Source organism: Pantoea sp. X-Soil-ISGK-285 (assembly GCF_059730815.1).
In genome coordinates this window covers 250093-270123 of the sequence record NZ_AP035939.1, presented here as the reverse complement: position 1 = coordinate 270123, position 20031 = coordinate 250093, and the positions used below count along the sequence as shown (strand labels likewise).

General features: G+C 56.1%; 19 protein-coding genes and 2 pseudogenes. 15 read left to right on the top strand and 6 right to left on the bottom strand.

Annotation, left to right across the window (positions count from 1 at the left end):
• Nucleotides 1-3 precede the first annotated feature (3 nt).
• From AC6I8B_RS20550 to AC6I8B_RS20530, 5 genes and pseudogenes are all read left to right on the top strand, one after another.
• Nucleotides 4-1860, top strand: a complete 1857-nt coding sequence (locus AC6I8B_RS20550) for a type VI secretion system family protein (protein WP_497816510.1) — start codon at nt 4-6, stop codon at nt 1858-1860.
• A 35-nt stretch (nt 1861-1895) separates the two neighbouring features.
• Nucleotides 1896-2513, top strand: coding sequence for a DUF2931 family protein (locus AC6I8B_RS20545; protein WP_376716422.1), 618 nt, complete (start codon nt 1896-1898; stop codon nt 2511-2513).
• Between the two features lie 274 nt (nt 2514-2787).
• Nucleotides 2788-2982 (top strand): annotated as a pseudogene (locus AC6I8B_RS20540) (type VI secretion protein); the annotation flags it as partial.
• Nucleotides 2979-3650 carry a DUF2931 family protein gene (locus AC6I8B_RS20535; protein WP_157353054.1) on the top strand — a complete coding sequence of 224 codons (672 nt, stop codon included), beginning with the start codon at nt 2979-2981 and terminating at the stop codon, nt 3648-3650. The pseudogene AC6I8B_RS20540 and the gene AC6I8B_RS20535, both read left to right, overlap by 4 nt.
• A 46-nt stretch (nt 3651-3696) precedes the next feature.
• A pseudogene (locus AC6I8B_RS20530) lies at nt 3697-3936 on the top strand (ABC transporter six-transmembrane domain-containing protein); the annotation flags it as partial.
• A gap of 140 nt (nt 3937-4076) precedes the next feature.
• On the opposite strand, the gene AC6I8B_RS20525 reads toward AC6I8B_RS20530, so the two are convergent.
• Nucleotides 4077-4826 (bottom strand): NAD-dependent epimerase/dehydratase family protein, encoded by a 750-nt coding sequence (locus tag AC6I8B_RS20525; RefSeq protein ID WP_157353056.1) that lies wholly within the window; start codon nt 4824-4826, stop codon nt 4077-4079.
• A gap of 293 nt (nt 4827-5119) precedes the next feature.
• On the opposite strand from AC6I8B_RS20525, the gene AC6I8B_RS20520 reads away from it, so the two are divergent.
• Both AC6I8B_RS20520 and cspE read left to right on the top strand, forming a co-directional pair.
• Nucleotides 5120-6316 carry an MFS transporter gene (locus AC6I8B_RS20520; protein WP_157353058.1) on the top strand — a complete coding sequence of 399 codons (1197 nt, stop codon included), beginning with the start codon at nt 5120-5122 and terminating at the stop codon, nt 6314-6316.
• Between the two features lie 424 nt (nt 6317-6740).
• Nucleotides 6741-6953 (top strand): transcription antiterminator/RNA stability regulator CspE, encoded by a 213-nt coding sequence (cspE, locus tag AC6I8B_RS20515; protein ID WP_003855207.1) that lies wholly within the window; start codon nt 6741-6743, stop codon nt 6951-6953.
• A 179-nt stretch (nt 6954-7132) separates the two neighbouring features.
• Here cspE and lplA read toward each other — a convergent pair whose 3' ends face one another.
• Nucleotides 7133-8149 carry a lipoate--protein ligase gene (lplA, locus tag AC6I8B_RS20510; RefSeq protein ID WP_157353060.1) on the bottom strand — a complete coding sequence of 339 codons (1017 nt, stop codon included), beginning with the start codon at nt 8147-8149 and terminating at the stop codon, nt 7133-7135.
• A gap of 231 nt (nt 8150-8380) precedes the next feature.
• Here lplA and AC6I8B_RS20505 point away from each other — a divergent pair, with 231 nt between their 5' ends.
• The 5 genes from AC6I8B_RS20505 to AC6I8B_RS20485 all read left to right on the top strand — a co-directional run bounded on the left by AC6I8B_RS20505 (nt 8381) and on the right by AC6I8B_RS20485 (nt 13680).
• The gene (locus tag AC6I8B_RS20505; RefSeq protein WP_031292565.1) at nt 8381-9292 is read left to right on the top strand and encodes a DMT family transporter; all 912 of its coding nucleotides are present in this window, start codon (nt 8381-8383) and stop codon (nt 9290-9292) included.
• Nucleotides 9293-9436: 144 nt separating this feature from the next.
• Entirely contained in the window at nt 9437-10666 is a 1230-nt protein-coding gene (locus AC6I8B_RS20500; RefSeq protein ID WP_022624777.1) for an MFS transporter, read from the top strand.
• 26 nt (nt 10667-10692) lie between these two features.
• Entirely contained in the window at nt 10693-11754 is a 1062-nt protein-coding gene (locus AC6I8B_RS20495) for a sugar phosphate isomerase/epimerase family protein (RefSeq protein ID WP_157353062.1), read from the top strand.
• Nucleotides 11755-11809: 55 nt separating this feature from the next.
• Nucleotides 11810-12790 (top strand): LacI family DNA-binding transcriptional regulator, encoded by a 981-nt coding sequence (locus tag AC6I8B_RS20490; protein WP_157353064.1) that lies wholly within the window; start codon nt 11810-11812, stop codon nt 12788-12790.
• Between the two features lie 164 nt (nt 12791-12954).
• On the top strand, nt 12955-13680 hold the full coding sequence (locus AC6I8B_RS20485) for a pirin family protein (RefSeq protein ID WP_157353065.1): 726 nt from the start codon (nt 12955-12957) through the stop codon (nt 13678-13680).
• Nucleotides 13681-13720: 40 nt separating this feature from the next.
• Here the strand turns inward: AC6I8B_RS20485 and AC6I8B_RS20480 are convergent, their stop codons facing one another.
• From AC6I8B_RS20480 to AC6I8B_RS20465, 4 genes are read right to left on the bottom strand one after another with little or no spacing between them, the layout of a single operon-like run.
• The gene (locus AC6I8B_RS20480) at nt 13721-14542 is read right to left on the bottom strand and encodes an alpha/beta fold hydrolase (protein ID WP_010247190.1); all 822 of its coding nucleotides are present in this window, start codon (nt 14540-14542) and stop codon (nt 13721-13723) included.
• Between the two features lie 47 nt (nt 14543-14589).
• Nucleotides 14590-16218 carry an MFS transporter gene (locus AC6I8B_RS20475; RefSeq protein ID WP_124890562.1) on the bottom strand — a complete coding sequence of 543 codons (1629 nt, stop codon included), beginning with the start codon at nt 16216-16218 and terminating at the stop codon, nt 14590-14592.
• The gene (locus AC6I8B_RS20470; RefSeq protein ID WP_052271573.1) at nt 16205-16627 is read right to left on the bottom strand and encodes a DoxX family protein; all 423 of its coding nucleotides are present in this window, start codon (nt 16625-16627) and stop codon (nt 16205-16207) included. The genes AC6I8B_RS20475 and AC6I8B_RS20470 overlap by 14 nt, the downstream gene beginning before the upstream one ends.
• A gap of 2 nt (nt 16628-16629) precedes the next feature.
• Nucleotides 16630-18507, bottom strand: a complete 1878-nt coding sequence (locus tag AC6I8B_RS20465) for an amidohydrolase (RefSeq protein WP_022624300.1) — start codon at nt 18505-18507, stop codon at nt 16630-16632.
• A gap of 287 nt (nt 18508-18794) precedes the next feature.
• Here AC6I8B_RS20465 and AC6I8B_RS20460 point away from each other — a divergent pair, with 287 nt between their 5' ends.
• The 3 genes from AC6I8B_RS20460 to AC6I8B_RS20450 are packed head-to-tail and all read left to right on the top strand — an operon-like array spanning nt 18795 to nt 20025.
• The gene (locus AC6I8B_RS20460; protein WP_010670331.1) at nt 18795-19487 is read left to right on the top strand and encodes a hydrolase; all 693 of its coding nucleotides are present in this window, start codon (nt 18795-18797) and stop codon (nt 19485-19487) included.
• Nucleotides 19488-19546: 59 nt separating this feature from the next.
• The gene (locus tag AC6I8B_RS20455) at nt 19547-19768 is read left to right on the top strand and encodes a XapX domain-containing protein (protein ID WP_033773924.1); all 222 of its coding nucleotides are present in this window, start codon (nt 19547-19549) and stop codon (nt 19766-19768) included.
• 2 nt (nt 19769-19770) lie between these two features.
• Entirely contained in the window at nt 19771-20025 is a 255-nt protein-coding gene (locus tag AC6I8B_RS20450) for a XapX domain-containing protein (protein WP_010247172.1), read from the top strand.
• Nucleotides 20026-20031 lie beyond the last annotated feature (6 nt).

The following is a 20031-nucleotide window of genomic DNA, read 5'->3' as shown; positions in this document are numbered from 1 at the left end:
CCGATGACCCGAAGAGGCTGTATCATTCACGGTAAAAACGTCGGTCTGCACGGGGATAAGACTTCCACAGGGGCGCAGTGTATCGCGACCCGCCCCGGTATGTCGGTCATGGGGTTGCTGAAACTCTATATCGGTGACAAAACCACCCCCTGCCCGAAGTGCGGGGAAGTGGGGGTCATTGTGAGCGGCGATCACCGGCACTCAAACAGCGCCGCTGTCGCGGTGGATGGCTCGGAGATCCGTTGCGGGTGCCCGCAGGGAACTAATTTTCTGATTGCCCCTGGTACGATACCGCAGCTTTCGGCGGCAAAAGCCCGGATGGCCCCGGTAGTCGCTCCGGAGCCGGAACAACATACGCAGGCGGCGAAGAAAAAGAAACGGGAGATCACGCTGACGATAGGCGTGTTCTTCGACGGTACCGGCAACAATGCCGTTAACACGCAGAACATGCTGAAGGCCTATACTGCAGGTCATTTCAACCTGAACGATCCGGAAGCCGAGTCCATTCTGGCAAAATGCGCCCGTGAAAATTTTGGCGTGTCGGGTACAGGCGCAACCAGCTATACCGGGTACTACACCAATATTCACTGGCTGAGCACACTGTATAAACAAACCATATCCGGTAACGATTCAGATGTTCAGGTAGGCATCTACATTGATGGTATTGGTACCGAAGCCGGTAAACCCGACAACAAGCTGGGCCAGGGATTTGGTATATCCGACACAGGGGTTGCTGCTAAAACCAACCACGCCGTATCTCAGTTAGTGAAAGCTATTTCAGACGCTGCAGAGGATATACGAAGCAAATCAGGCTGTGAGATTGTTATAAATTGTCTTCAGTTTGACATCTTTGGCTTTAGTCGCGGAGCAGCCGCAGCCCGTCATTTTGCCAACCGCATCCAGTCAGAAGACCCGGCCATTATCAGCGCCATCCGCCAGGCCATGACGGGCATCACTTTCAATGGTTCTCCTTCAGGAAAGACCCGCTTCATCGGCATCTTTGATACCGTTGCTGCGATAGGTACGCCGGTTAATGGCCTGAACCCGCACAGTGCGGATACCGGGAACGTGAAACTCACCCTGCGTCCCGGTGTGGCGGAGAAGGTCTTTCACATCACCGCCGCGAACGAGTGCCGCTTTAACTTTGCGCTGAACAGCGTCAAACCGGCCTGGCCGGAATTGGCGCTGCCCGGCGTGCATTCCGATATCGGCGGCGGTTATCTGCCCGTCACGAAGGAAGACCTTTTCCTGACCCGCCCGGCAACGGAGACGGTGCCGTACAGCCAGCCCGGTGAGAAGACGCAGGCTTACCGGCAGGCAGTAGCACAGTTGCAGACCCTGGATAAATCGCCCTGTCTGGCCCCGCTGCTGCGGACAAATGAAATATCGGCAGAAACCTGGCATGACGCCCGGCTCCCCCCGGACCGGTACGGCCAGATGCAGAAGCGCAGCTTTGCGGCGCTGACCATGCGCGGAAGGACCGTCAGAAACGACTGGTCACGCGTGGCGTTGCGGGTGATGCTTGAGGCCGCACGGGAAGCCGGGGTGGTGTTTGACTCTGTCGACCCGGCTAATCCGAACATGACTCTTTCTGATGAACTGTCTTCCCTGTGTGACAAAGCGCTGGTGATGGGTAAGGCAGCACGCAGCGGTCAGACGCCACAGGCGTTCAGTCAGGATGAGCTGGACGTGATTGCGGAGAAGTATATTCACTGTTCGGCCAACTGGAATGCCATCGTGGTCAATACTGACGGCCTTATTCACGGTGGCGCCTCCCCCTCAGAGCTGATTGGCTTTATCAACCGGCCGGATGAGCAGTGGAAACGTTCCGTCTACAGCATGGACGGAAAGAAGGTATGAAGCTGAAAACATTTTTCCCCTTGCTGATAATGGTGATGGTCAGCGGCTGCCGGGCTGGAGAGGCACAGACGCCGGAAGACACCGGAGAAATGCCCTACGGTGAAGTTGATTTTGCATTTTTCTCTCCCCGGGCCTTACCGGCGGTTGTGACAAAAGCGCTGATTATCGACAACGAAAAAGTTGTATCCACTTACAGAACGCTGGACAGCACTCCAGGGGATCCGGATACAACTCAGATATGGAATAACCGGGTCAGGATGCATGCTCAGTTTAATAAAGCCCGGCATCCACCGGCGCTGATGCTGTTCTGCTGGGATTCGGTTATCGATAAAAAGACCTACGAGACGCGCATCACCTTCTCACCGGCCCTTCGGGGAAAAATGTCGGTGCCAACCGGCAGGGACAGAAGAGGTAATATGGCCTGGTATGACACATTACTGTTAGGGCTGGCACCAGAGGGTAAAGTCCGTATCTGGCTTCAGAACAGCGCAGGAGGTGATAACCTGCCAGTCAAACCGGTAAAAATCACCACGCTGTCCGGGGATAAACTGGATGCCTGCAAAGGGATTACGGACCATCCCAACGGGTATGTTTATTACGGTGAAACGCCAGCATTTGTAAAAGGGAAAACCTATCCCTACGGCAACTGGTAGCGATTGCTTCTGATACCCGCCTGACGACACATGCAGGCCGGGTTTAGGCGCTTATGTGTTGTCTGTCTGGAGGGCAATCATCATGCTGGTTTTTACCGACCTGAGCCGTTCACCTGAACTGGCGTGGGTGGCTGAGCGGCTGAGTATTATTGACGGCCAGCCCGTTCTCATCGGGGAGGACGGGGTATTTGACCGTGAAGTGAATGCCTTTTTACGGTCCCTGGTTGATCCATCAAGCCCGGGGCGTAATACCTGGCGTACCTATGCCTATCAAGCGTACAGCCAGGATGAGTTGGACGTGATTGCGGAGAAGTATATTCACTGTTCAGCCAACTGGAATGCCATCGTGGTCAATACGGACGGTCTGATTCACGGGGGCGCATCACCCTCTGAGCTGATTGGCTTTATCAACCGGCCGGATGAGCAGTGGAAACGCTCTGTCTACAGCATGGACGGGAAGAAGGTATGAGGCTGAAAACACTTTTTCCCCTGCTGATGTTGGTGATGGTCAGCGGCTGCCGGGCTGGAGAGGCACAGGCGCCGGAAGACACCGGCGAAATGCCCTACGGTGAAGTTGATTTTGCATTTTTCACTCCGCGGGCCTTACCGGCGGTTGTGACAAAAGCGCTGATTATCGACAACGAGAAAGTTGTATCTACTTACAGAACGCTGGACAGCATTCAGGAAAATCCTGACAGCGTGGGAAGCTGGAGCAGCAGGGTAAGCAGGCATGCTCAGTTCAACAAAGCCCGGCATCCTCCCGCACAGATGCTCTTCTGCTGGGATTCGGTTATAGATAAAAAGACCTACGAGACGCGCATCACCTTTTCATCGGCCCTGCGGGAGAAAATGTCGGTGCCAACCGGAAAGGACTGGCGTGGGGATACGGCCTGGTATGACACGCTGCTGTTTGGGCTGGCACCAGAAGGTAAAGTCCGCATCTGGCTTCAGAACAGTGCACCGGTCGCCAATCTGCCGGTCGAACCGGTAAAAATCACCACGCTGTCCGGGGATAAACTGGATGCCTGCAAAGACGTGCCTTCGCGCATTGACTTTAACTACAGCATTCCGGATGGTTATGATCAGGACATAAAGGATTTTATCAAAGAGAAAACCTATCCCTACGGCAGATGGTGACACCGACAGATGAAATCTGCCGGATAATATGCGCCGGAGCGGTGTGCTCCGTCTCTCCGATCGGGAAGCCTGGGGTTATCTGGCCATCGGTAGCGTGGCAGCGCTGCTATTTGCTGTCACCATTGCGGTAATGTCGAACCGTGGCGGGACCAATGCGGGTCACATCTATTCGGTGATGACCTATATGTGGATGTTTGCCATGAGCCTGGATGATGGCCCACAGCTGCTGGAAAAATATTCCCAGCTGAAAGACATAGGTCGCCGGGTGAATACCGGCACACACTGATTTGGCCGATTCAGCCGCTGCCTTCTTTTCGGCGTTGTCTTAGTTGAGGGCTGAAGCAGCCGCCGGACGAGCCGGCGGCAACGGAGGTGAAGAATAACGGGCCGACTCGGGACTGGAAGCGGTTACGGCTCAGGGAGGGGCTAATAATCCAGTTCACCTGGCGCAAATGCCCTGAATGCGTTATCAGACGGCGTATAGCCCAGCACTTCTCGCGTCTGTGTCAGATCAAAGCGCTTAAAGCGGTTATCGGAAATGCCGTAGCCAATAAAGAAGGTGATCTTCTCTGCCTCGACAGCGCCAGTCAGCAATCTGACGGCATCTTCCGGACTCAGCCATGCGCTGTAATCCCGTGCATTATGCAGGCTGTTATCCAGTGCAGGTTCAAACGCCCCGATTCTCAGCGCCACACAGCTCAACCCGTGCTGGCTGGCATAGAAGGCGCAAAGTGCTTCACCATAACATTTGGTGACGCCATACAGATTCGCGGGAGAGATAGCCATGCCAGGATGTATCTGCACATCCGCCGGGTAGCCCTCAATGGTCTGCGCACTGCTGGCAAAGACCAGACGACGACAGCGGTGCTCAGCTGCTGCCTTGAGTATCCAGGTCGTAGAGAGAATATTGGCGGGCAGCAGATCGTCGAAACTGGCCTGCGCATCCGGGATACCGGCGAGGTGGATGACGGTATCAACAGGCTCTTCAGCCAGTAATTTCTCCGCTGCACCAGGTTGTGACAGATCCGCCACAATATAACGATGGGGTGCGGGTATCGCGTAATCCGGCTCACGTAAATCGGTCAGGATAAAACGGTAGTTGTTCTGGCTGGCCGCAAAGAAAGTGCGCCCGATTCGCCCGCTGGCACCGGTAAGAAGGATAACTCTGGTCGTCATCTGCTGATCCTGTTATGCAAAAGAAGCGCTGAGAGGTCAGTTAAACAGAGATTCCCGACTCAGGCCTGCGTAGCTTTCCGGATTGTGATCTTAAACAGGTCGCTATGCGCCAGAGTGGCACGGATAAATGCCCACGTTCACGCAGCCTTCACTGTGCGCCAGATCACATAAATGGGTTGCTATGCGCAGCCTGACTTTTTATAGTCTGCCCGCTTCAACCGGACGGGAACACGCTCTGCTTTCTCTCTCCGCCTCACTTCAGTTTTTTCAGTTATGGCCATTGGGAATCAATTTTGTTAAGAAAAAATCATAAAACCGACGATGCCGGTTTTGTCCGCTGGGCATTACTGGCCCTCGCGCTGGGCGGCTTTGGCATCGGTACCGGTGAGTTCATCATGATGGGCCTGCTGCCAGATGTTTCACGCTCCCTTGCGATTACCGAGCCGCAGGCGGGCAACGCCATTGCCAGTTACGCGATGGGCGTGGTGGTCGGTGCGCCGTTTATTGCGGTGCTGGCGGCGCGAATGGCACGTAAATCGCTGCTGCTGATCCTGATGGCGCTGTTCAGCATCGGTAATGTTGCCAGCGCGATGACCGACAGCTATCACGGCCTGCTCGTGGCGCGTTTTCTGACCGGGCTGCCTCATGGCGCCTACTTTGGTGTGGCGTCGCTGGTGGCCGCTTCGCTGGTGCCGATTGAACGTCGTGGCCGCGCGCTGGCGTCACTGATGCTGGGACTGACGGTAGCGACCCTGATTGGTGTACCGCTGGGCTCCTGGATAGGGCAGTTATTTAGCTGGCACGTGGTGTTCACCTTTGTGGGCGCAATTGGACTGCTAACCTGCCTGCTGATTGGCCGCTATGTTCCTTACACGCCTGGCGATGTGAATGCGCATCCGCTGCGGGAACTGGGCGCGCTGAAAAACGCGCAGGTGCTGCTGACCCTGCTGGTGGGGGCGGTAGGATTTGGCGGGATGTTCGCTATCTTCAGTTATATCGCGCCGACGCTGATTAACATTGCTGGCATCTCCCCCTCGCTGATCCCCTGGGCGATGGTGGCGTTTGGGCTGGGAATGATCATCGGTAATCTGGTGGGGGGGCGTCTGGCTGATGGCCCGGTGCTGAATATTATTGGCTGGACGCTGTTATGGAACGTGCTGGTGATGCTGGCCTTCCCGGTGCTGGTTCAGCATGTGGCAACTGGCCTGCTGGCTACGTTCCTGATCGGCACCTGCTCAGTGCTGCTGCCGTCATTGCAGATTCGCCTGATGGATGTCGCCAATGAGTCGCAAACCCTGGCGGCTGCGATGAATCACTCGGCGTTGAACATTGCCAATGCGATGGGCGCGTATCTTGGGGGCCTGACGGTGTCGCTGGGCTATGGCTGGATCTCAACAGCGTGGGTGGGTGTTGCGCTGGGCGTGGCCGGTCTGATGGTCTTTGTGCTCACGGCGCGTCATGCTGCCCGTCAGCAGACTCAACTGGCCTGATATGAGTAAAGCAGGGCGCAGCGATACTGTTTATCGCTGCGCTTTATTAGTACAGGGCCGCCGTATTATTTTTCAGCAATGATTAACCGCATTATTATTTACTCTCTGACCGTTCAGCGAAAATTATCATTCTGTCAGCCCTGATATTTCAAAATGCTCGGAAAATCAACAAGGGCGCTCCGGACGTCTGGATGTTAAAAGTAAATTAAAATAATGTTTGCTAATGTCGGTGAGGCGTGGCTTAATAGCGTCATCGGTTTGGAACACAGACCTTATCAAAGCAGTTTTAGTAAAGCAGTCCTCAGTGCAAGCGATATCACAAGATACCCTTATTCATGAGTCTCCTCCTAAAAGCCTGGTAAGTTACCTTCTGAAAGACAGGCCATCTTCGCCACTTTGTGGCTCATAAATTAAGGAATTATCGATGTCTAATAAAATGACTGGTTTAGTAAAATGGTTTGACGCTGGTAAAGGTTTCGGTTTTATCTCTCCTCAGGATGGCAGCAAAGATGTATTCGTACATTTCTCTGCAATTCAGAGCAACGATTATAAAACTCTGGACGAAGGTCAGCAGGTCGAATTCACTATTGAAAACGGCGCTAAAGGTCCTTCAGCGGCAAACGTTGTCCCTATGTAAGCGTTAATTATCAATAGTGCTTATCAACGCGTGACGGCAATAGCCTGAGCATATAAGCCTGATATTGATAATTAATTAAAACCCGCCTTGTGCGGGTTTTTTGCGTTTATGGTTTGCCAGATGCTTACGCGATGTTTTTTGCCCGCGCCAGATATCGGCGCGGGCCAGTAAAAAAATGTTCAGCGCACGCTGGCGACCAGCCACTGCTGCAATTCTGTCAGCTCCGCGCGTTGCTCCGGAAAATCCGCAATAAGCTGATTCAGCACCGGTTCAAGGGCATCGGGCCGATAGGTCACACCCTGCAACCGCTGCCCCAGCGTTTCCAGCGGCGCGGGGTTGAGGCTGTCGCTGAAAATCTGACAGCGGCTGATCACGCCGCGTTCTACATCGAAATGAATCTCCACACCGCCCCAGACAAAACGCTGGTCCAGCAGGTGCGAGAAATCGGGTGCCTGACCGAAATTCCACTCCCAGCTACTCTGCTTTGCGAACTGCTCTGTGAAACCCGGCAGATCGGGCAGGGCGTCGGGAGAGATCCTCTCTGGCTCACAGCGTTCACCGTAATAGTTGAAAAATGCGTCCGTCACGGCGGAGCAGATCGCCTGATAGCTGATACCCGGCGTTAACTCCGCCAGATTGGTCACTCTGGCACGCACTGAGGTAATCCCTTTCGCCTGCAATTTCTTCACATCCGGATTAAGGTAATCCGCCAGGCGAGAGAGGTCGGCATCCATCAGAATAGTGCCGTGATGGAAACCGCGATCCGGCGTTTCACGGTAGGCTGAACCGGATATTTTGCGCAGCCCGTCAGCGGTGTTCACCACTAAGTCATTACGGCCAGAAGCCTCCGCGGGTACGCCTAGCGAAGTCAGTGCGCGCAGAATGATCTCAGTCGAGACGCTTTTATCATACTCCGGCTTGCCGGCCATAAAGGTAAAACAGCAATTGCCGAGATCGTGAAACACCGCGCCACCGCCGCTGCTGCGACGCGCCAGCCGGATGCCATCTTCCGCCATACGTCGGGTGTTGCACTCTTTCCACGGATTCTGTGCCCGCCCGATCACCACCGTTTCCGCATTACGCCACAAAAACAGCACCCGCTGGGTCGCCGGCATCTGGCGGAAAATACACTCTTCTACCGCCAGGTTAAACCAGGGATCGTTGGATTCAGATAACAGTAAACGCAGCGTGGACATCGGTGACTCCCGTTCCTTAAGAGAAGAGGCCCATAAAGCAGGGCAGAAGGCAGAGTGTACCAGCCGGGAAACGGGACTACATGCCTCTTCATGCCGTGATGCTGCGTCAAAAAAAGATAAAATGCCGTCTGCAGAGTAATCGCGGCAGATTGGTGTACGACATTATGACAATATGGATAAGGAGTGTGCTGATTCCCCTGCTTATTTTCCCTTTGAGAGAACAAAAATCGTATGAACGCTTCCGCTGGCATAGCGATGAAGATCACCGCTGCATTAAGTAGCACGCTGATGCTGGCCTGTGTAAAAGAACTCGATGGGGCGATACCGGTCGGCGAAGTAATATTTTTTCGCTCGCTGCTGGCACTGGTGCCGCTGTTAATCTGGCTGCGCTTGCAGGGCAGCGTGCTGGACGGCATTCGCACCCGCAATATCCGGGGGCATTTTGTGCGCGGGCTGGCCGGAACCGGTGGACTCTATTTCAGTTATCTGTCGCTGCTCTACATTTCTCTGACCGACGCCACGGCTATCAACTATGCCGCGCCGCTGTTTACCGTGCTGCTGGCGGCGCTATTTCTGCGCGAAAAAGTGCGTCACCATCGCTGGGTCGCGGTCTTTACCGGTTTCAGTGGCATTCTGGTGATGTTCTCCGGGCATCTCACACTGACACGTCAGGCAACATTTTCCCTTTCTGCATCGGCGGGTATTCTGCTGGCGTTGATGGCGGCCTTCTGTACCGCCTGTGCGCTGGTGCAGATCCGCTTTCTTAACGGCAAAGAGAAGCCGGGCGCCATCGCTTTCTGGTTCGCTATCACCACGGCCTTAACATCGCTGGTCACGCTGCCAGGCGGCTGGAAAGTGCCGCATGGCAATCAGCTGGCATTACTGGTGGGATGTGGGCTGCTGGGCGGTATTACTCAGATTCTGATGACTCTGAGCCTGCGCTATGCCGAAGCGTCGTTGCTGGCCCCGTTCGACTACACCACCTTAATCTGGTCAGTGGCGGTGGGTTATCTGCTGCTCGGCAATCTGCCAACCTCCACTACGGTGATGGGTGCGATTCTGGTGGTGGCAGGCGGCCTTTACTCGGTGCTGTACGAGCGTTACCGCTTCCGTAAAGCGCGGGTAGTTAATGCCAGTCGTTGATCGGCCCGTCCGGCATCGCCTTGTTATTTCCAGAGTGATAACGCAGAGTTAATAATTTGTGATCGCGGCGAAGGAACAGTCGGCTGCATTCGTTTACGTTGTGAGCAATCAGAATGTAATCGATTACTTATTCGTGAGGTTCCCATGATTGCAACAGTGCAGGAGAGAGCAGGCCAGCAGATGCAGCATAAGCTGCTGGTGCCGCGCCTCTCTCTGATGATGTTTATGCAGTTCTTTATCTGGGGCAGCTGGTCGGTGACGCTGGGGCTGGTAATGACTCGTCACAACATGCCGTTGCTGATTGGGGATGCGTTTTCGGCCGGACCTATCGCCTCAATTCTCTCGCCGTTTGTGCTCGGTATGCTGGTGGATCGCTTTTTTCCCTCGCAGAAAGTAATGGCGGTAATGAACCTGGCGGGCGCAGCGATTCTCTGGTTCGTGCCCCAGGCGCTAATCGCGGAGAACGGGGCGCAGCTGATCGCACTGTTATTTGGCTATACGCTCTGCTTTATGCCGACGCTGGCGCTCTCAAATAACATCGCCTTTCACAGCCTCGCCAGCAGCGAGAAAAGCTTTCCCATCGTCAGAGTCTTCGGCACCATCGGCTGGATCGTGGCGGGGATCTTTATCGGCGTGACCGGCATTGCTGACAGCGTGGCAGTGTTCCAGCTGGCGGCGCTCTGTTCGGTACTGCTGGCTATCTACAGCCTGACGCTGCCACATACGCCGGCTCCGGCCAAAGGATTGCCGTTAAAAGTTCGCGATCTCTTCTGCGCCGATGCCTTCGCACTGCTGCGACTGCGTCATTTCCTGGTCTTTGCGCTGTGTGCCACCCTGATCTCTATTCCGCTCGGCACCTACTACGCTTTTACCGCCTCCTGGCTGGCGGATGCCGGTATCCGGGAAGTGAGCACCCTGATGTCACTGGGTCAGATGTCTGAAATTGTTTTCATGCTGATCATTCCACTGCTGTTCCGCCGTCTTGGCGTGAAAGTCATGCTGCTGATTGGCATGACAGCGTGGTTTGTCCGCTATGCACTGTTTGCGCTGGGCATGAGTGATGAGACGCGCACGCTGATTTATCTGGGCATTCTGCTGCATGGCGTCTGCTATGACTTCTTCTTTGTGGTGGGATTCATCTACACCGATCGGATCGCCGGTGAAAAGGTCAAGGGGCAGGCGCAGAGCATGGTGGTGATGTTCACCTACGGCATCGGCATGCTGCTGGGATCGCAAATCTCCGGTGCGCTCTACAATCAGCTGGTGGCGGGTAACGCCAGCGCAGAGAGCTGGGCGATATTCTGGTGGATCCCTGCCGTGGCTGCGGCGGTGATTGCGATTATTTTCTTCTTCTCATTCAAATACCGTGATTAAGCGGTAACTGAAATCAGGAGTCACAGATGAAAACAGTTAAGGGACCCGGCATCTTCCTGTCTCAGTTCATTGCCACCCAGCCGCCTTTTAACTCACTGGCGGGGCTGGCGGAGTGGGCCGCCGGGCTGGGATACCGGGCACTTCAGATCCCCTGCCACCAGCCCGCTATTTTCGACCTTAAGCAGGCAGCGGTCAGCCAGACTTACTGCGACGAGGTGCGGGGAACACTGGCCGGTTTCGGGCTGGAGATCAGTGAGCTTTCAACGCATCTGGAAGGGCAACTGGTTGCCGTGAACCCCGCATACGATCTCGCTTTTGATAATTTTGCGCCTGCCGCGCTGCGAGGCGATCCCGCCCGGCGCACCGACTGGGCCATCGCTACGCTAAAGCATGCGGCTGCTGCTTCTGAAAAACTCGGCCTGCGCGCACATGCCACCTTTTCCGGCTCGCTCGCCTGGCCCTGGTTCTATCCCTGGCCGCCACACCATGAAGCCTTGTTTAATGAGGCGTTTGCTGAGCTGGCGCGCCGCTGGCTGCCGGTGCTGGACAGCTTTGACCATCACGGTGTGGACCTCTGCTATGAGATACATCCCGGCGAAGACCTGCATGACGGTGTCACGTTTGAGCGCTTTTTGTCAGAGGTGAATCACCACCCGCGCTGCAATATCCTGTTCGATCCCAGCCATCTTCTTCTGCAACACATCGACTATCTGCAGTTCATCGACCTCTATCATCCGCGTATCAAAGCCTTTCACGTTAAGGATGCGGAGTACCAGTTAAATGGACGCAGCGGAGTGTATGGCGGTTATCAGCCGTGGCTGACGCGCGCCGGACGCTTTCGCTCGCCGGGCGATGGCCAGATCGACTTCAGCCGCATTTTCAGCAAACTGGCCCAGTATGACTATGACGGCTGGGCGGTGCTGGAGTGGGAGTGCTGTCTGAAGGATGGCGAGACCGGGGCGCGTGAAGGGGCGGAATTTATCCGCCGGCATATCATCCCGGTAGCTGACCGCGCTTTTGATGATTTTGCTTTATCAGAGAACGCCCCTTCGGTGCGCCATCAGCTGGGTCTGGATCGCGACGTCTGAGGCGGCATGGATTCAAAGGTTTTCTGTAGGTGAGTTTTAAAACAGAGGGATCGCTATGTCTATTCAGAAAATCGCCCGGATGGCGGGTGTGTCGGTTGCCACCGTTTCCCGTGTGTTGAATAACAGCGACAGCGTAAAACCGGCTAACCGGCAGAAAGTCCTTGAGGCGATCGAAGAGAGCAACTATCAGCCTAACCTGCTGGCGCGCCAGCTGCGTACGGCGCGCAGCTCGATGATTCTGGTTCTGGTTTCCGATATCTCTAACCCATTCTGCGCGGAGGTGGTCAAAGGCATTGAGGAGCAGGCGGAGAAAAATGGCTATCGCATCCTGTTGTGTAACTCGGGCGCGGATATTGCCCGTTCGCGATCCAGCCTGCAACTGCTCTCCGGCAAGATGGTGGATGGCATTATCACCATGGATGCATTCAGCAAGCTGCCGGAGCTGAGCCAGCTGATAGGCAGGGCACCCTGGGTTCAGTGCGCCGAACATGATGATAATGGCCAGATCTCCTGCGTCGGGATTGATGATGACGTCGCTGCGCAGTCAGTGGTGCACTATCTGGCCGGACAGGGACGTCAGCGCATTGCGCTGATCAATCACGACCTCCGCTACCGATATGCCCGCCTGCGTCAGCAGGGCTACGCAAATCAACTCAAAGAGCAACAACTCGCATGGCAGGCCATCGCTTACGCCAGTGAGTTAAGCTTCAGCGCCGGAAAAGCCGCGATGAATCAGCTGCTGGAGGGCGAGACACGACCGGACGCCGTGTTTGCGGTTTCCGATACGCTGGCAGCGGGTGCCATGGCGGCGATACAGCAGGCGGGTCTGCGGATACCTCAGGAGATTGCCGTGGTGGGTTTTGACGGCAGTGAACTGGCCGACATGGTATCGCCGCCGCTGACGACTCTGGCTCAGCCCTCCAGGGAGATTGGCCGTCGTGCCTGTGAGCTGGTGCTGCAAAAAATCATCCGGCCAGACTCTCCGCCACAATGTGTGATCATGCAGGGTGAGCTGGTGGTACGAGCCAGTAGCTGAAGGATTAATCCGCAAAACCTGGCCCCGCTATAACCTCGTCTTTATTGTCTACTAAAACGCGACAGTCATTGCCAGTTCACGCCATTGTGTGACTACCTGGTTTACTTATATGCTGTTTCCATCGAAGGGCATTCGCACTTCCCGAATCAACGAAGGGGCAGAATATGATTGAGCAAAGATTGTCAGAGCAACGCGGCGTGGGCGATCACGGCTGGCTGAATTCACGTCACACCTTCTCTTTTGCAAATTACTGGGATCCAAAGCAGGCGGGCTTTTCAGATCTGCTGGTGATCAATGATGATCGGGTAGCCAAAGGTCGCGGTTTTGGCGCCCATCCTCACAGCAACATGGAGATTATCTCCTATGTCCTGGAGGGCGCGCTGGAGCATAAAGACTCCATGGGCATCGGCTCTGTGATTGTTCCCGGGGATGTGCAGCTGATGAGTGCCGGTAGCGGTGTGACTCACAGTGAGTTCAACCACTCGGGTACCGAGGGTGTTCACTTTCTGCAAATCTGGGTGGTGCCGGCAGAGAAAAATAGTCCGCCAGGCTACCAGCAGGTCTCCGTTAGCGAAGCGGATAAACGCGGTAATCTGCGACTGATTATTTCGCCGGAAGGTGAAAACGGGGCATTGCGGGTGCGCCAGGATATTCGCATCTATGCGGGACTGTTCCAGGGGGATGAGCAGCAGACAATCACTCTGCCGGACGACCGCTATGCGTATATTCATGTGGCGCGCGGCAGTGTCAGGGTAAATGGCCTGCAATTTAATGCCGGAGACGGTGCGCGGGTTCGCAATGAGAAAACGCTGTCGTTCAGTCACGGTGAAGGAGCGGAGGTGTTGTTATTCGATCTGCGTCCCAACGAAGTGAATCATCCAACCCGTTAAAATGAAAACTGCGCGGCTTCCACCGCGCAGTTTTTTTGCATCACTGCGCGTTAAGAAACGCCAGCAGATCCTGATTCAGTTGATCCTGATGCGTCACCGCAAAACCGTGCGGCGCATTGTCATAAACCTTGAGTTCAGCACCTTCTATCATCTCCGCCGCCACTTTGCCGGTGGATTCAAACGGAACGATCTGGTCGTTGCTGCCATGAATCACCAGCGTCGGCACATTCACTTTCGCTACGTCAGCACGGAAATCGGTCTCAGCAAAAGCGGTGACGCAATCAACAGTGCTCTTCAGCGAAGCGAGCAGCGCGATGTTCAGCGTCTGCGTCATGACGCCATCAGAAACGGTCTGTCCGGCATTGGTACCATAAAACGGCGTAGCGAACTCTTTGATAAACTGCGCGCGATCCTTAAGCAGGCCATCACGAATCCCTTCAAACACCGACATATCGACACCCTGCGGGTAGTCTGCCGTTTTGCCAAAGATTGGCGTGACGGCACCGAGAAGCACCAGTGCCGCGACGCGATCGCTGCCATAGCTGCCGATATAGCGTGTGACGTCGCCGCCACCCATTGAGAAACCCACCAGCGTCACATTCTGCAGGTCAAGATGGGTGATCAAATCGTTGATGTCAGAAGCAAAGGTATCGTAGTTATTACCGGTCCAGGGCTGATCAGAACGACCAAATCCACGACGGTCAAAGGCGATAACCCGATAACCGTGCTCCGCCAGGAAGTTCATCTGGCTGTCCCACATATCGGCATCCAGCGGCCAGCCGTGGCTGAACAGAACCGGCTTACCGGTGCCCCAGTCTTTAAAGTAGATCTGTGTGCCGTCGGTCGTTTTAAAGGTGCTCATGGTATTGCCCTCTGTATGACGTGATGGATGAAAAGATGGTGTGCCAGTCACGCTGGCGCCACCAGATAGCGAACCTCGGGTGAATGTTCACCCTGATGAAAAGCGAAAACCCGCCGCTCTATCTTTTTGTCGTTGATGGTGTAGCGCTCTTTCTGACGCAGATGCTCGACCCAGGAGCCGACGACAAACGTCTCAACGAAAATGCCGGGCTGCAGAATATCTTCATACAGTGACCAGTTGATGGCGCCACCGCGACGCCTGACCCGCCGCATATCCTGCATGCAGACGGTAAAGGCATGTGCATCATCAATAGTAATCCGGTATTCGTAATTCACCATCACCGGGCCGCGTTCATGACGAATATCCAGTGCGGGCGCGTTGACGCCATCACCAATCATATCGAGATTGAGGTCGGGATCCTGGTCGAGCCGCCAGCGCCAGACGGTGCTGCTGGCCAGCACCATGCCCAGTGCGGCGATGCAGAGCGACAGCGGAATGCTGAAGTGCGAGGCGAGCTGTCCCCAGAGTGCGCTGCCGGCGGTCATGGAGCCGAAGAACACCGTCAGATAGACCGCCAGCGCGCGGGCTTTTACCCATTTCGCGGCGCTGCGCTGTGCGCCGAGATTCAGCGTCGAGAGCACGGCAATCCAGGCAAATCCGGTAAAAAATTCAAACGCATTCAGTAGCCAGAAGTGGCGTACAAAAGCCAGCGCCAGCATGGTCAGGGCGAAAACAAGACTGGCGAGTACCATCAGGCGATCGGAGCTCAGGCGACGACGCAGGCGTGGCAGCAGCACCGCGCCGGTAATCGCGCCGACACCGATACAGGCCAGCATGATGCCGTAGCCGCCAGGGCCAAGGCCGAGTTCACGACGCGCCACCAGCGGCAGCAATGCCCAGCCCGCACTGCCAAACAGGAAGAAGGCAAAGGTTCGCACCAGCACGTTACGCAACACCGGTGCCGCGTGAACGTAGCGCAGTCCGGCACGCACCGCCGGAAAGAAGTGTTCGGGCGGGAGGCGCTGCACGCTCGGCTCCGCCTTCCAGCGCCAGAGCACCCAGGCGACGCCCAGCACTGAGAGCGCATTCAGCAGGAAGACCATCCAGGGACCAGTGAACGAGAGGATCAGGCCACCCAGCGCCGGGCCGATGGCACGACTGATATTAATACCGAGTGAGTTAAGGGCAATGGCCGCACCCAGCTCCGGTTTCGACACCAGATCCGGCACTACCGCCTGAAAGGGCGGTGAACTCATGGCGGCACCGGCGCTCAGCAAGAAGGCTGCCACCAGCAGCACCTCGGGAGTGACATGGCCGGTCCAGGCGAGCACCGTCAGTCCACAGGCGGCGATAAAGGTCCATAGCTGGGAAAACAGCAGATATTTGCGGCGGTCAACGATATCCGCCATCACGCCTGATGGCAGCGCGAACAGGAACATTGGCAGGCTGCTGGCCGCCTGCACCAGCGCCACGGCCAGCGGATCGGCACTCAGCGTCAGCATGCTCCAGTTCACACCCACATCGTTCATCCATGAACCGATATTGGAGACGACGGTGGCGATCCACAGCATGCGGAACACCGGCCTGCGTAGCGGCTGTAACGGCGAAATCTCGCCAGCGGCCTGGACCTCAGGCTGCTCCTGCTCCAGCTGGTGGATATCATTAACCTGCGCCATGACGAACCCCCTGATGTTTCACCGCGCCGATTCGCCAGCCGCCAGGCCCGGTCAGCGCCAGCGTGGTAAAGATAATCAGCAGCAGCCAGCCGAACTGGCCTTCCGCCACTGACCAGCCAGGGTGTACCACCAGCATCGCGACCAGCAGCACCGCGATGATCGGCAGGCAGGCAATCCGGGTACCCCAGCCGAGAATAATAAAGATCGGGCAGATGACTTCTGCCACTATCGCTGGCAGCAGGCTCATCATCGGTCCCAGACCAAACGGGTCTTCTATACGCGTCAGTTCTTCGCTGAAATGCAGAATTTTCGGCAGTCCATGCACCTGTAACAGCAGCAGGCTGCCGGTCAGGCGCAGGAAGAACAGCCCCGCGTTGATGCGGGGCGATTGAGTGATAGCGTTATTCATGATTAAAACGCGAAGCAGCTGCAGCCGAGCGCGCCCCAGAAGGCGTTATCTTCGGCAACCGGAACGCTGGAACCACGGGCGATCTCATGCGAGTGGCGATGAACACCGCAGGGGCCGCTGCAGTGGTGCACAGCAGGCATCATACCCGCACGGCTCTGCGCAACCGGTGGAGCGCTGCGATAGTGACCTGGCACATTCACCACCGGTGACCACTCAGGCAGAACCGGAATAGCGGGCGGCGCATCCGCGCTGAACGATCCGGCGGCATAGACAATATTGCCATCCACCACCGTCAGCACTGACTCAATGCCTTTAATTTCCTCTTCCGGCACGCTGAAGAAATCTTTGCTCAGCACGGCCAGATCCGCCAGAAGACCTACCTGAATCCGACCTTTTTTATTTTGTTCGCTGGAGAACCATGCGCTGCCCTGTGTCCAGAGCATCAGCGCCGTTTCACGGTCAAGGCGGGCATTGACGTCATACATCTGCATGCCGCCTACGGTGCGACCGGAAACCAGCCAGTAGAGCGCGGTCCAGGGGTTATAACTGGCGACGCGGGTTGCATCGGTGCCGAGTCCGACCGGGACGCCGGTTTCCAGCATTTTCTGAACCGGTGGGGTATGGCGGGTGGCTTCAATGCCGTAGCGTTCGGCAAAGTATTCGCCCTGGAATGCCATGCGATGCTGCACCGCAATGCCACCGCCCAGCTCTTTGATACGATCGATATTGCGCTGAGTGACGGTTTCCGCGTGGTCAAAGAACCAGTGCAGACCATTAAACGGGATATCGCGGTTGACCTTCTCAAAGACATCCAGCATCCGGCTGATCGACTCGTCATAGGTTGCATGCAGACGGAAAGGCCAGCGATGTTCCACCAGATGACGCACCACGCGCTCCAGTTCATCCTCCATGCCAGGCGCTAAGTCCGGACGTGGCTCCAGAAAATCTTCGAAGTCGGCGGCCGAGAACACCAGCATTTCGCCTGCGCCGTTGTGACGGAAATAGTCGCTGCCCTGGCCTGGCGTCAGCATATCCGTCCACTTCTCAAAATCTTCCAGTTCATGCCCCGGACGCTGAGTGAAGAGGTTGTAGGCGATACGCAGCGTCATCTGCTTTTTCTGATGCAGTTCAGCGATCACTTCGTAATCTTCGGGATAGTTCTGGAAGCCACCGCCCGCATCAATGGCGCTGGTCAGACCCAGTCGATTCAGCTCGCGCATAAACTGACGGGTCGAGTTGATCTGCTGTTCCAGCGGCAGTTTCGGTCCTTTGGCCAGGGTGGCGTAGAGGATCATCGCATTGGGACGGGCGATCAGCAGTCCGGTGGGATTGCCGTTGCTGTCGCGCTGGATTTCGCCACCCGGCGGGTTCGGTGTCTCTTTGGTGTAGCCGACGACTTTCAGCGCTGCGCGGTTGAGCAGGGCGCGGTCATAAAGATGCAGCACGAAGACCGGCGTGTCGGGGGCCGCTTCGTTGATCTCATCCAGCGTCGGCATCCGTCGCTCGGCAAACTGGAACTCGGTCCAGCCGCCTACTACACGCACCCACTGCGGTGACGGCGTGCGCAGCGCCTGCTCTTTGAGCATTCGCAGCGCATCGGCAACCGACGGCACCCCTTCCCAGCGCAGCTCAAGGTTGTAGTTCAGACCACCACGTATCAGGTGCAGGTGGGAATCGTTCAGGCCCGGCACGGCGGTGTGACCTTTAAGATCGATCACTTTGGTGCCGTCGCAGTGATACTCCATCGCCTCTGCCAGTGTGCCTACCGCAACGAATTTGCCATCACGAATCGCAACCGCTTCTGCCACCGGATTGCTGCGGTCAACAGTATGAAATTTGCCATGGGTCAGTATCAGTTCTGCTTTACCCAGCGTAACCATAGATCCTCCTCAACGGGGTTGTCCGACGTAATGCGGGACAGGAAGTGCCGCAGATAACAGGGCACGAATAAGCCGGATTATGGTGAGCGGGTTAATGCGTCGTCTAGTTATACAGAGGGATACCTATACCTTCGTATAGTTATACGCAGAGATAATAGTTTGCCTTCGCCCGTCGCCCTACACTGCGACCAGACAGCCAGCAGCAGGACGTTAAACCTGCACTGACCGTCCTTTTGCTCCGTGCCAATTGGCGAAAATTCCGTTACATAACCTCTATGGGTGAACGCATGTCCAACGCTAAGCTTGAAGTCCTCACGCCACATAACAGCCAGATTATTTTCATCGACCAGCAGCCGCAGATGGCCTTTGGCGTGCAGTCGATTGACCGCCAGGTGCTGAAAAACAACACCGTTGCGCTGGCGAAGGCGGCGAAAGTCTTCAATATCCCCACCATCATTACCACCGTCGAAACCGAAAGCTTCTCGGGCCACACCTATCCTGAACTGCTGGATGTGTTTCCGGGTCAGGACATTCTGGAGCGCAGCTCAATGAACTCCTGGGATGACCAGAAAGTGCGTGATGCGCTGGCCGCGAACGGCAAGAAAAAAGTGGTGGTGTCCGGTCTCTGGACGGAAGTGTGTAACAACAGCTTTGCGCTGTGCGCAATGCTGGAAGGGGATTATGAGATCTATATGGTGGCGGATGCGTCAGGCGGCACCACCAAAGAAGCGCACGACTACGCGATGCAGCGCATGATTCAGGCGGGTGTGGTACCGGTCACCTGGCAGCAGGTGATGCTGGAGTGGCAGCGTGACTGGGCCAACCGGGACACTTACGATGCGGTGATGAACATCGCCAAAGAGCATTCAGGTGCCTATGGCATTGGTGTGGATTATGCCTACACCATGGTACACAAAGCGCCGTCACGTCAGAAAAGTGAACACCGTACCCTGGCACCGGTTCACGCACCGGTCCGCTAAGGGGCGTCCTGCTGATCGGCTTACGTCTGCCGGTCAGCAGGCATAACAGGAGTCTGGTTATGAATCCTTTACTTCTTTCTCTGGCTGCAGGGGTATTGATTGGCCTGCTTTACGGCCTGCTAAAGGTGCGTTCACCGGCTCCGCCCGCGATTGCGCTGGTGGGGTTGCTGGGGATGTTGCTGGGTGGGGCGCTGGTGCACGCAGTCTTGCCCGCAGAGCATACGACCACCCTGCAGCGATCGGATGCGCCGTTTGTTACACCTGTTTCGCGGGTAAGCTGAACATGTTGAAATCCTACATTATTTCTCTCACGGTGGGGCTGCTTGCCGGGGTAATCTATGCCCTGATCAACGTGAACTCTCCGGCACCTCCGGTTATTGCTTTAGTGGGGCTGTTTGGCATGCTGGTGGGTGAGCAGTTGATTCCGCTGGGTACGCGTCTGTTCCGCCGTCAGCCGGTGACGCTGAAGTGGTTTCGCCATGAGTGTGTGCCAAAAATCAGTGGGACACCGCCACCCGATGGCGATGACCACCCTTAAGTCCTC

What these genes read in the sequence shown, in the direction of transcription:
- AC6I8B_RS20465 (WP_022624300.1), bottom strand. Translation starts at nt 18,507, where the DNA reads ATGGTTACGCTGGGTAAAGCAGAACTGATACTGACCCATGGCAAATTT.
- AC6I8B_RS20505 (WP_031292565.1), top strand. Translation starts at nt 8,381, where the DNA reads ATGAACGCTTCCGCTGGCATAGCGATGAAGATCACCGCTGCATTAAGT.
- AC6I8B_RS20490 (WP_157353064.1), top strand. Translation starts at nt 11,810, where the DNA reads ATGTCTATTCAGAAAATCGCCCGGATGGCGGGTGTGTCGGTTGCCACC.
- AC6I8B_RS20470 (WP_052271573.1), bottom strand. Translation starts at nt 16,627, where the DNA reads ATGAATAACGCTATCACTCAATCGCCCCGCATCAACGCGGGGCTGTTC.
- AC6I8B_RS20525 (WP_157353056.1), bottom strand. Translation starts at nt 4,826, where the DNA reads ATGACGACCAGAGTTATCCTTCTTACCGGTGCCAGCGGGCGAATCGGG.
- AC6I8B_RS20500 (WP_022624777.1), top strand. Translation starts at nt 9,437, where the DNA reads ATGATTGCAACAGTGCAGGAGAGAGCAGGCCAGCAGATGCAGCATAAG.
- AC6I8B_RS20475 (WP_124890562.1), bottom strand. Translation starts at nt 16,218, where the DNA reads ATGGCGCAGGTTAATGATATCCACCAGCTGGAGCAGGAGCAGCCTGAG.
- AC6I8B_RS20485 (WP_157353065.1), top strand. Translation starts at nt 12,955, where the DNA reads ATGATTGAGCAAAGATTGTCAGAGCAACGCGGCGTGGGCGATCACGGC.
- AC6I8B_RS20535 (WP_157353054.1), top strand. Translation starts at nt 2,979, where the DNA reads ATGAGGCTGAAAACACTTTTTCCCCTGCTGATGTTGGTGATGGTCAGC.
- lplA (WP_157353060.1), bottom strand. Translation starts at nt 8,149, where the DNA reads ATGTCCACGCTGCGTTTACTGTTATCTGAATCCAACGATCCCTGGTTT.
- AC6I8B_RS20460 (WP_010670331.1), top strand. Translation starts at nt 18,795, where the DNA reads ATGTCCAACGCTAAGCTTGAAGTCCTCACGCCACATAACAGCCAGATT.
- AC6I8B_RS20480 (WP_010247190.1), bottom strand. Translation starts at nt 14,542, where the DNA reads ATGAGCACCTTTAAAACGACCGACGGCACACAGATCTACTTTAAAGAC.
- AC6I8B_RS20455 (WP_033773924.1), top strand. Translation starts at nt 19,547, where the DNA reads ATGAATCCTTTACTTCTTTCTCTGGCTGCAGGGGTATTGATTGGCCTG.
- AC6I8B_RS20545 (WP_376716422.1), top strand. Translation starts at nt 1,896, where the DNA reads ATGGTCAGCGGCTGCCGGGCTGGAGAGGCACAGACGCCGGAAGACACC.
- AC6I8B_RS20550 (WP_497816510.1), top strand. Translation starts at nt 4, where the DNA reads ATGACCCGAAGAGGCTGTATCATTCACGGTAAAAACGTCGGTCTGCAC.
- cspE (WP_003855207.1), top strand. Translation starts at nt 6,741, where the DNA reads ATGTCTAATAAAATGACTGGTTTAGTAAAATGGTTTGACGCTGGTAAA.
- AC6I8B_RS20495 (WP_157353062.1), top strand. Translation starts at nt 10,693, where the DNA reads ATGAAAACAGTTAAGGGACCCGGCATCTTCCTGTCTCAGTTCATTGCC.
- AC6I8B_RS20450 (WP_010247172.1), top strand. Translation starts at nt 19,771, where the DNA reads ATGTTGAAATCCTACATTATTTCTCTCACGGTGGGGCTGCTTGCCGGG.